The following is a 9,632-nucleotide window of genomic DNA, read 5'->3' on the forward strand; positions in this document are numbered from 1 at the left end:
CTGATTCTGCACAATCCCTGAGACTATACTATTGCCTAAGGCGTTTCCAAAGCTATCGGTCGATAGCTTCTCTCGTACAGCATTACCGGATATCAATCCGAAAACTTAGCGGCGAACCTTAAAAATAAAGCACAAATGGCAATATCTTGACTCATCTCATTTTCATTGAAATTAATCAATAACCACTGTTCAAATTTAACTAATCTAAGGTTCACTAGCACTTCTTTTAACCATTCAAAAATGCCGAATGACGCCAAGTTAGCTTTAGCTGTTCCATTGATCAAAACTTGGTTATCTGTCGTTAATTTCAGGTCTCCTATAGGCAGACCTTCCCATCCATAAGAGTCGGATTTTTTGATCATATGATCTCTGTGCCAAAAATATCCGGCCACACCTACAACAGCCAACAACTCACCTTTTTCATAGATTTCATACATGGAAGTATTTTCATTGCTGCAAAGGACTTTAAACTCAAGATTCAAGTCACTTTCAAGTAAATACTCAATCTTAAAATTCTTATAACTTTGAGAGTTTAATTTTACTTTTATGAATGCCATTTACTTACTCCTGAATTCCAAAGACACAGTTGGAGTCCATCCAAAAGTAAATCTTTCAACTGCATCAGGCAACTCAAACTTGATATTAAGAGAGGCTCTATTCTCAAGAGTCGTAAGGTTTCGCCTTAAGCCGAAGGTTGCTTCTGAATCGATAAAACCTACCCGTCTAGAAAGACCGGAAGTATCTAATTTAAAGCTGTCAAACTCCTGAACAAAATCAAGTCTAGGATTAAAACCATCAGTACCAAAAGTATCTACAACAAATCGAGTAGCGACATTAGTTTTAAGAGGTTGCAACAAGTTTGAATTACTAGCAATCTTGTTTTCGAACAACCGTCCTTTATGCGATACGCCTGCGATATCTGTTCCAGCAAACGCTTTCACCTCAAAATTTTCGCTGTTTTTAAACCCGACTGCCAACCTCACGTCTGCTCCATTAGCAACCATTTTACCGGCTTCAATACCTACTTCTACTCCATTTCCAACAGCTTCGTAGGTTTCAAGGACAAATTCGGAAAAATCAACGCCGTTGTCAAAAGCAAAACGTTCAAAAGAATTCAAATCGCCATAAAACTGGTCAAACTTAGCTTGTCGATTTTGTCTGAACTCTGTATACCCTGCTGTTTTTGCCGTAAAGCTTGCATTGACATCCACGCCAGAGGCACCTATCGCCGCAAAAGTATTGTCTGCTGCTATCGCACCACGTTCATACCGAGCCGCACGTGCTGCATTGAGTTGACTTCTGCTTATGGCCGCTGTTTGACGGTTTTCATACGCTGTACTTACTAAGTTACTGACGCCTTGATACACCGTATTGGCATGGGCGAGCGAACTCGAAATACGTGCCGTATCACGGTTGATACTGGCCAGAGCTGATGCTTCATAACTGGCATCTTGCTGGGCTCGTCTTGTGGCCACAAGGCCTGTCAGATTTTCTGCCGCTTGATCAGCCGCTATATCTGTCGCTTTCTGTACAGCGTCATTAACTACCTTATTCGTGCTGCTGTTTAAATTTTTATTCAGCTTGGCCGTATTATCAGCCAGTAATGCAGCACCGAACGTTTCTAGATTTGCTTGCTCTTCAACTGATACCGTTGGACGCTGACTTAAATGCCCAACAATACTATTCCCTAAAGCGTTCCCAAACGCATCAGCGGATGTGTTAGTCCCGACATGCATCCTACACGTAGGTGGCATAATCCCCTTTAGTGGCGCTGGATGTAGAGCAATACGTTGATGCATTCCCCTACTCTACGCGTAAATTCCCCTAGATGCATCTTTTTACGCACACACTCAATGATGATTTTATTTCTTAGCCGCTATTCTCGGTGGTGGGTGCTGAACAACTGTCCGCGTGTTCGTATTGATGTTCAACGTCGGATGCCACTGAGTGCAATACGACCAGTACAAGCACGGCCTCCCTACGAAGCTGTTTGAGAGCTCGCAGTCGTTTTTTAAGTCGCTTGCTCGTTTTCTTTGCCATGATGATATGTCCTCTTTGTTTGTTCGAGGGGAGTGTAGTAATTCTATTGTGACGAAGCGGAACGAGCGCGTGTTTTTTTCGGTCATTTTTTTAGCCGCCTTTCTCGATGGTGGACGCTGCAACTGAGTTAGGCTCACAGATGCAGCGCCCGCGGCTAAGCAGCAGGGGCGAGCCCTACTCCTCGACCTCGCCATAGTGCGCGCGGTAGACATGGTGCGCATCGCAATCAGCGACTAAGCCCATCATGTCCAGTAGTTGACGCTCCCACGAACCCGGCCTTCTTGAGCCATCGGCGATGCTGGCGAGTATGTACCCGACCAAGTCTTCCATTGATGTCATAGGATTAGGAGCACCATGGCGTTTGTGTAACGCAACGATATACTCGAACTCCGCAACTAATGCAGGGGTAAGAATGATGCTATGTGGTTGTTCCATAATATAAAACCTCGTTGTATACAGCCTCGACGTGAGTGCTGTTTGCGCTCACTTGGTAGCACGGCGCGCAGCACGCGCAAGGGTCACCGCTTTTGTGATGCACTTGCCCTTGCGCGTGTGAGCACCGTGCTATCATGGGAGAGCAGACAGTACTTCCGTTTCCTCTGAAGCGGATACATCCTTGCACCCTGTGCTGATGCCGGACGCTGAGCCGCTGTTATGTACCTCCTTACAGCAAGCACGCGCCCCCGTATTGGGGCGCCCGGGCAGGATAGCCCGGCGGGGCAGTGGCCGTGACGTTGGGGGGCTGAAGTGGCATGCAGGGCGGCGTGTCAACGCCGACCGTAATAAAACGTAAGCCCACCATAAGGCTCGCCACTGGGCAAGGTGCGCGCAGGGCGCTGGGCAATAAATGCGGAGGGGGCATGGACGCCCCCGACAACCTTATTGCACTACTACGGAGAGATGACGTTTGATAAACAGATGAGGGCTAGCCTGGCGCCTTGGCGTGCGGCGAGGCACGAGCATGCACGACATGTGACAGGCGGGTGTAAACCTTGTAATACCGTGGTTGATGTTGGTAATGGTGTTAGATTATAGCTGGATATCTACAAGGTAACCGCTCAGCACCTACCAGATGATATCTACATTATAGTGCGTAAATTGACTATCCCGACTTATCAGGGGCATACCCTCAATCACACTTTGGCTCAATAAAAGCCTATCAAAGGGGTCGCCATGATGACGAGGTAAGGTATGCGTAAGGTGTTCGACGGTAATATCCATGATACGCAGACCATTTTCTTGCTGTTGTCGCTTGAGCATAACATCCCAAGGTATAGGTAAAGTCAGCTTTCCTAATGATGCTTTGATACTCATCTCCCAAGCACTTGCCATGCTCAGATAGAGCTCATTATCGAGCGATTCACAGATAGCTAACGCTCGAGAAGAGAGCTGCTCAGGTGTCGTATTGAGCCAGATAAAAACGTGGGTATCTAAGAGGATATTCACGTTTTATCTTCACCTAACCAGTAACTTTCAGGAAGCGGCTCATTAAAGTCTTCGCTCATATAAAATGCCTCTCCTGCATACTGCCCGAAGCGGCGTTTTCGTGATGTTTGGTTGGGCGCATCAACCACTAATCGCATACTGGGTTTACCCGGGCGAAGTAGCTCTATTTCTTCACCTTTATCAATCAGCTCCGCAAGCTCTTGGAGATGACCCTCTGCTTCGTGTAATGGAATGCTGCGCATCGCCTCTACCTCTGTGGTTACATTCATTCGTATTATGCTACATCTTGTGTATGTTTTCATACACACTTGAGATACCGTTGTATCAGTGAAGTTCATTCTTGTCAGCATGGTCATCCTCTTCATCCACCTCATCATTGCCAAGCAATGCTTGCAAGCGGCGACCTTGCTGCTCATTCATCTGCGCTGGGTGCGCCTGTGCATGGACTTTTTTGAGCGTTTTTATCGCCACTTTGGTGTAAATTTGCGTCGTCTCAAGCTTCTCATGCCCGAGCATGGCTTGGATATAGCGCACATCCGCGCCGTTCTCTAACATCAAGGTGGCCATGGTGTGGCGAAACAAGTGGCAGCTGCCGCTTTTTTTGATGCCGGCTTTTATAATATATCTTCGTACGGTACTGGAGAGCCACGCCGGATTAATCGGCTCACCGTACTGACTTAAGAACAAGTGATGGCTATCGGCACGCCGAGCATATTCAGGGCGAATGTCGTTGGTGTAGCGTAATATCCAGTAAAGCGCCCGCTCACCAATCGGGATAATGCGGTCTTTTCTGCCCTTGCCTTGACGTACTTGCACCACCCTACGCGCCCTATCAATATCATACAGCTGCAGATACACCACTTCCATACGACGGATACCCGTTGAATAGAGCAATTCTAAGATTGCTCTGTCTCGTATACCAAGCGGCTTACTGGTATTGGGCTGTTGTAATATCTGCTCAGCTTCTTTTTCGCTTAACACCGCTTTCGGTAAGGTATGGATTTGTTTCGGTAAATCGATGTCTGCCGCAGGATTGTAGAGGATATAGTTTTCTTTACTCAGCCATTTAAACCATTGGATGAGGGGCGCCACTTTAAACCGCAAGCTATACACACTTAAAGGCATGCCATCGGGTTTGCGGTAGAGATACAATGAGCGCTGGTAGCGCTCGATAATCGCTTTCGTAATTTCCGTGGGTCGGCGTAACATCCGCGTATCACACCACGCAATAAAGTCGCGTATCGCTCGCTCATTGTTCAAGATAGTGCTGTCGGTATAGTGCTTAATTTCCAGCACCTCGATAAAGCGCTGCATGAACACGAACAAGCCTTGGGGGTCAGTGGGGTCGCCCACACTTTTTAAGCAGCGCTGGCGTTTGAGTTTGGCCATGGCTTAGTTTCCTAGCGAAGGCGCAGCAGCAGCTAAGGAAGCAGCACTACTGTTATGGTGTGATGCATGAGTGGCGATGTCGGTATCGGTGATAGGCGTTTTTTCGTTTTCTGCATTATATACTGTAGAATCGACTGCTCTCCCCTGTGGCGCTTGGGATGGCGCTATTTGAGCACTACCCAACTTAGCCCCCACTTGGGGGCAACCTGCGGCCAACTTACTTGAGGACTGCCCCAACGTTTGTGCATCGTAGTGTTGACTTGATGAGAGCACAGCGTCATCAATCAGTCCCATCAGGTGCTTACCTTCCTCTTCTGGCTGACCGTCATACAAGAGCTCATAGTGGATAATCGCCCCACGACCACCGCTATGCGCCAACAGATATTCCATCTCAACCAAGCGCACACAATGCACTTTCAGCTGATTATCACTCCACCCCGTGTACTGACGGATGTCTTTGCGCGTAAAGCGGTAGGCTGGCTGTGTGACCGATGGCGCAGTGCAGGCATCGGTGACCATGGCATGGATGTGCGCCAGCAGCTTGCGCGTTTGTGGTGGCAATTCGTCAAGACTACGGCCAAGTACTTCATGGGCCAAACGATTCGCCATCGCAATATCCTCAGGCACGACCTCGATGTATTCGAGTAAGTCCGTACCACTGGCCGTGCTGTGCTCCACGCGTTTAATGGTGCGCTGATGCTGATGCACCAAGGCAATGGTGCGAATAAGGGTTAAGTACTTCATGTGGTCACGCCGGGTGCGGGTTTTATCCGACAGGAAGGTCAACTGCTCGGCATAAGGGTTGGCCACTAAGAGCGGCCGGATAAGGCGCTGGGCGTTTTGATGCAGCTGTATCACATCTGTTTTGCTTTTCTGCTGCAACAAGCCTTCGAGCGTTTGACTTTGACGCTGCTTGGCATGGATAGACTCGGTTTGCGCTCTGGATTCATTCACCGATAAGACTAAACAACGATTGAGTAATTCTTCATCAATATCAATGGCCGTGGTGGTCATCATCAGCATCACCGGGCCTTCCACTTTGTATTCCTGGGTCTCTAAGTTCCCCGTCGTCGGGTTCTTCCCCGTGGAAGCAATGGAGACTTCCCCTTCCGACTGCAAGAGCTTTAAGGCATAACTGGCATGCTCCGCCCCTTCCTCTTCCGCAATCGCTAAGATTTTGTGTTTAAGGTTGGTTTCCCCCATGTAGAACAAGGACTGGCCGGTCATGGCGGAGTATTTGACCTGCTGCTCGTCTGGGAAGAGCTGTAAGATGGCGTCCATCAGGGAGGATTTACCCGCCGCGCTAGCACTTTGTATCATCACCGCCAAGGGTTTATCCAGCTTACGCGAGCTGGCCGCCAAGTAGCCCACCAATTTATTGGTGCGCTCCCCCACCACACCGCAGCTGTCTAAATCCGTCAGAATGCGATTGAGTAAGTCAGGGGCTTTAAGTAATGCCAAGGCTGCCTCACGCTCAGCTTCACTCATCGGCGCTTGCTCGGTGCTCAACTGCTTTTCTTTAAGTAAAGCATCTTGCTTGATTTCAAGCGCCAATAACAAGGCGCCAAGGTGCTGCTTGATTAATCCTTCACTCACGCGTAATTCACTACACGCCTGTTTGGCAAAGGCCTGACGGGCACGGCTGGCATATAAATCGAGGTTATCCACATGGAAGCCCGTGTCGTTTTTCACCAAGAGATTGATTTTTAACTGCTCAGGGTGCGTGTTATTGGCAAGCCCCCGAATACGCCAGGTCAAGTTATCCAAGGCAAGCAGCAAGTCATGCCCTTGCTCAATAAACTGCAACCCTTCCGCATGGGGCGGTACTACTTTGGCTGTTGTAGTATCAGCTTGCTCTACTTGAGAAGCAACTAAGGAAGACGCCTCAGCGCCTTCTGCCAGCACTTCACCTGAGTCCATATCAACAAGGCTATCACCAACCGCTTCAATGCTAGCAAGCTCACGCGGTGTATTGGGCGCATGCGTAGTAATATCAGGCCGTACGCCGTTTTTTCCTTGACCATTGCCCAACCATGCCGCTTGGCGTATCACCAAGCCCAGACTCTTTTGCGCAGGCTGCACGGCCAAGGCATATTCATTGGCATCCATCCCTTTGGGGAATTCAATGCGGAAGCAATCAAGCCCTAACGCGGTGAGTTGTTTAGTGAGCTTCTCAGCCGCACCATTGCCTGCACTGTCATTATCATAGGCGATTAAGATGCGTTTAACCTGACCACTTGCAAACAACGCTTTATGCTCATCCGTACACCCATTCGTCCCATAACTGGCCGTCACATTTCTAAAGCCATTTACCCAGAAGGTCATGGCATCTATCAAGCTTTCACACAAGATAATTTCTTCGCAGGCGACTAAGGCAGCAGCATTCCACACACCTTTGTGTGGTCCGGGCAAGTAAGTATGTTGTGGCGTGCCTTTGCGCAAGCGATTGCCTAAGAGCTTACGCCCATAGATTTCTTGTGCGTTACCGTGCCCATCCATCACCGGCACCACAAGCGAGCCCGTAAAGTGCTCATGGCCAGATGAGCGGATAAGCCCAATCGATTGTAAACGCGCGCGTATCGCTTTGCCTTCAGCGCGGTTTTTATTCGGTAAACGATAGCCCAGCGTGCGATTGGCATAGCCCAATTTAAAGGTTTTGATAAGCTCGGGGTTATCCAACCCTCGCTGTTTTAGGTAATCCAGTGCCTCCGGACTCTCCAGCAAACACCGATGGTAGTAATCCACCACGCGATTAATCAGCACGACATCATCATGCGTTTCAACGTCATCAGCGGCTAAGAAGGAAGCGACTTTCGGGGTAGTACTGCGTTTCACCGGCTTTGCAGGCGTATTATGCTGACCGTCAGAAACAGCAGCTAAGGAAGGATTATCTTGCTGTAAAATCTCCACCGCGTGCCTAAACGAGACACCTTGGGTTTTCATCACCCAATCAATCACACTCCCGGCTTCACCGCAGCCAAAGCAGTGGAACAGGTTTTCTGTTGGGGTGATGACGCAACTGGCGGTATCGTCATCGTGGAAGGGGCATTGAATAACGTAGTCTTTTGCGCCGTGTTTTTTAACCGTACACCCTTGGCTTTCGATTAAGCGCAGTAAATCCACCTCGCGTTTTATTTTTTCAATCAATGCATCACTTATGCGTGCCATACTAAAAATCCGTCAAGTAGCTTGAACTGTTTATTTTAGAACATTATACTGTACCAATGTCAACAGTTAAAGTTACCTAGGGGGTACACTATGAGCAACACAGTGATTTGGTTGCTTCCCATGGAATTTGTAAAACGACTGACCGCCCTGCGTAAACAGCGGGGCTTAACACAACAAGCATTAGCAGATGATATTGAATTACATGTGAATCAGATAAAACGCTATGAAGCCGGTACAGCACAGCCTACCCTAGAGACACTGGTGAGGTTATCTAAGGCCTTGCATACCACCTTGGATGATTTGGTCTTTGGTGAAGATAGTCGTACTCCATCAGATGAGCTCAAGCTACAATTTGAAGCCCTAAGCCAATTCAATGAGGATGAGCGTAAAGTGGCTAAGGAAGTGCTGGAGAGTTTAATACTTAAGCACAATGCTAAACGGGCATTTGCCGATCAAATTAGGACTGGCTAAGCAATGAAGCCAGTAATTAGCCACCCTTGGGATTTATCTCAGAATGAGGCGTTACTCTTACAACAGAAGCTTGCAACTAAAGTCGTTAGAGAAGACAAATTTGGTGATATCCAACTCATTGCAGGCGTTGATGTTGCGTATGAGAAGGAAGGCGATAAGCTAGTCGCAGCAGTTGTTATACTTGATGCTGATACACTCAATATCGTTGAAACAGCTACAGCAACTGATGTGGCTCAATTCCCTTATATCCCCGGCTTATTTTCATTTAGAGAGCTACCGCCATTAATATTAGCGATGAGTAAACTCGAGCATCAACCTGATTTGATTGTGTGTGATGGCCAAGGGATTGCGCATCCTAGGCGTCTTGGCTTAGCCAGTCACTTAGGCGTCATTTTTGATATGCCAACCATCGGTTGTGGTAAAACCAAATTAATTGGACAACATGATACGCCAGACATAAAAAGAGGCGCCGTGACGCCTCTTATAGATAAAGATGAAGTAATTGGTAGTGTATTACGTACCCAACAGGGCATAAACCCCATCTATGTCTCTATTGGTAACCAAATATCCTTATCCACTGCTAATGAATGGGTTTTAAAATTAAGCCCCAAGTATCGCCTACCTGAAACAACTAGGAGTGCAGATCAAGCCGTGAGAGTAAAGCTAAGCAAGATAACAAGCTAACTCTTTTTAACCTTCGCCATCCGTTCCATATATGTTTTTAAAGCAGGACTAACTTCTGTCACTTCATCAACCACAAGTTCACTATCTGTATCATCACTCCATTCTTTATACTCTAACCTAACACCAGATTCATAAATGGATATTGATCGTAAGTTTCCGCTCTCGTACCAACTAGTAACCTTAGTAGCTCCCAGCCCCCTTGAAACATCGCTTTCTTTACGAAGCCGACCATTAGAGTACCATTCACGCTGAAGCCCTTCAGGCAGACCATCCTTATAAATTGTTTCTTGTTCAAGCTGCCCATCCGGATAAACTTCATAAGAGATCCCTGTAAAAGGGACTTCCCCCAATAAGCGAACATCTCCACTGTATTCAAGTTCCCTCTCGGGGATTCTCATAGGCTTTTCAGAGGTTGCTTCCGTCATTCTTTTTAC

At 47.7% G+C, this 9,632-nt stretch carries 11 protein-coding genes and 1 pseudogene; 2 read left to right on the forward strand and 10 right to left on the reverse strand.

Annotation, left to right across the window (positions count from 1 at the left end):
• Window positions 1-92: 92 nt before the first annotated feature.
• The 9 genes and pseudogenes from ACFOHL_RS00105 to ACFOHL_RS00145 form a co-directional block, all read right to left on the reverse strand.
• Window positions 93-557 (reverse strand): hypothetical protein, encoded by a 465-nt coding sequence (locus ACFOHL_RS00105; RefSeq protein WP_376918163.1) that lies wholly within the window; start codon window positions 555-557, stop codon window positions 93-95.
• Window positions 558-1,799 (reverse strand): hypothetical protein, encoded by a 1,242-nt coding sequence (locus ACFOHL_RS00110; protein WP_376918164.1) that lies wholly within the window; start codon window positions 1,797-1,799, stop codon window positions 558-560. It abuts the gene before it with no gap.
• Between the two features lie 70 nt (window positions 1,800-1,869).
• Window positions 1,870-2,040, reverse strand: a complete 171-nt coding sequence (locus ACFOHL_RS00115; RefSeq protein ID WP_376918165.1) for a hypothetical protein — start codon at window positions 2,038-2,040, stop codon at window positions 1,870-1,872.
• A 174-nt stretch (window positions 2,041-2,214) separates the two neighbouring features.
• Window positions 2,215-2,475: a hypothetical protein gene (locus tag ACFOHL_RS00120; protein WP_376918166.1), complete on the reverse strand. Its 261-nt coding sequence runs from the start codon at window positions 2,473-2,475 to the stop codon at window positions 2,215-2,217.
• A gap of 630 nt (window positions 2,476-3,105) precedes the next feature.
• Window positions 3,106-3,486 (reverse strand): type II toxin-antitoxin system VapC family toxin, encoded by a 381-nt coding sequence (locus ACFOHL_RS00125; RefSeq protein ID WP_376918167.1) that lies wholly within the window; start codon window positions 3,484-3,486, stop codon window positions 3,106-3,108.
• Window positions 3,483-3,755, reverse strand: a complete 273-nt coding sequence (locus tag ACFOHL_RS00130) for a type II toxin-antitoxin system Phd/YefM family antitoxin (protein WP_376918168.1) — start codon at window positions 3,753-3,755, stop codon at window positions 3,483-3,485. The genes ACFOHL_RS00125 and ACFOHL_RS00130 overlap by 4 nt, the downstream gene beginning before the upstream one ends.
• 55 nt (window positions 3,756-3,810) lie before the next feature.
• The gene (gene xerC / locus ACFOHL_RS00135; RefSeq protein ID WP_376918169.1) at window positions 3,811-4,875 is read right to left on the reverse strand and encodes a site-specific tyrosine recombinase XerC; all 1,065 of its coding nucleotides are present in this window, start codon (window positions 4,873-4,875) and stop codon (window positions 3,811-3,813) included.
• A gap of 3 nt (window positions 4,876-4,878) precedes the next feature.
• Window positions 4,879-7,599 (reverse strand): toprim domain-containing protein, encoded by a 2,721-nt coding sequence (locus ACFOHL_RS00140; protein WP_376918554.1) that lies wholly within the window; start codon window positions 7,597-7,599, stop codon window positions 4,879-4,881.
• A gap of 228 nt (window positions 7,600-7,827) precedes the next feature.
• Window positions 7,828-8,043 (reverse strand): annotated as a pseudogene (locus ACFOHL_RS00145) (CHC2 zinc finger domain-containing protein); the annotation flags it as partial.
• A gap of 90 nt (window positions 8,044-8,133) precedes the next feature.
• On the opposite strand from ACFOHL_RS00145, the gene ACFOHL_RS00150 reads away from it, so the two are divergent.
• On the forward strand, window positions 8,134-8,514 hold the full coding sequence (locus ACFOHL_RS00150; RefSeq protein ID WP_376918170.1) for a helix-turn-helix domain-containing protein: 381 nt from the start codon (window positions 8,134-8,136) through the stop codon (window positions 8,512-8,514).
• A gap of 3 nt (window positions 8,515-8,517) precedes the next feature.
• On the forward strand, window positions 8,518-9,198 hold the full coding sequence (gene nfi, locus ACFOHL_RS00155; protein ID WP_376918171.1) for a deoxyribonuclease V: 681 nt from the start codon (window positions 8,518-8,520) through the stop codon (window positions 9,196-9,198).
• On the opposite strand, the gene ACFOHL_RS00160 is transcribed toward nfi, so the two are convergent.
• A complete protein-coding gene (locus tag ACFOHL_RS00160) occupies window positions 9,195-9,623 on the reverse strand; it encodes a toxin-antitoxin system YwqK family antitoxin (RefSeq protein WP_376918172.1) in 429 nt (142 codons plus the stop codon). The two genes, nfi and ACFOHL_RS00160, sit on opposite strands and share 4 nt — an antisense overlap.
• Window positions 9,624-9,632: the final 9 nt, after the last annotated feature.

The sequence above is a fragment of the Agaribacter flavus genome, assembly GCF_042646125.1.
In the GTDB taxonomy this organism is placed as follows: Bacteria; Pseudomonadota; Gammaproteobacteria; order Enterobacterales; family Alteromonadaceae; genus Glaciecola; species Glaciecola flavus.

What these genes read in the sequence shown, in the direction of transcription:
- nfi (WP_376918171.1), top strand. Translation starts at nt 8,518, where the DNA reads ATGAAGCCAGTAATTAGCCACCCTTGGGATTTATCTCAGAATGAGGCG.
- ACFOHL_RS00110 (WP_376918164.1), bottom strand. Translation starts at nt 1,799, where the DNA reads ATGCATCAACGTATTGCTCTACATCCAGCGCCACTAAAGGGGATTATG.
- ACFOHL_RS00120 (WP_376918166.1), bottom strand. Translation starts at nt 2,475, where the DNA reads ATGGAACAACCACATAGCATCATTCTTACCCCTGCATTAGTTGCGGAG.
- xerC (WP_376918169.1), bottom strand. Translation starts at nt 4,875, where the DNA reads ATGGCCAAACTCAAACGCCAGCGCTGCTTAAAAAGTGTGGGCGACCCC.
- ACFOHL_RS00130 (WP_376918168.1), bottom strand. Translation starts at nt 3,755, where the DNA reads ATGAATGTAACCACAGAGGTAGAGGCGATGCGCAGCATTCCATTACAC.
- ACFOHL_RS00115 (WP_376918165.1), bottom strand. Translation starts at nt 2,040, where the DNA reads ATGGCAAAGAAAACGAGCAAGCGACTTAAAAAACGACTGCGAGCTCTC.
- ACFOHL_RS00105 (WP_376918163.1), bottom strand. Translation starts at nt 557, where the DNA reads ATGGCATTCATAAAAGTAAAATTAAACTCTCAAAGTTATAAGAATTTT.
- ACFOHL_RS00160 (WP_376918172.1), bottom strand. Translation starts at nt 9,623, where the DNA reads ATGACGGAAGCAACCTCTGAAAAGCCTATGAGAATCCCCGAGAGGGAA.
- ACFOHL_RS00150 (WP_376918170.1), top strand. Translation starts at nt 8,134, where the DNA reads ATGAGCAACACAGTGATTTGGTTGCTTCCCATGGAATTTGTAAAACGA.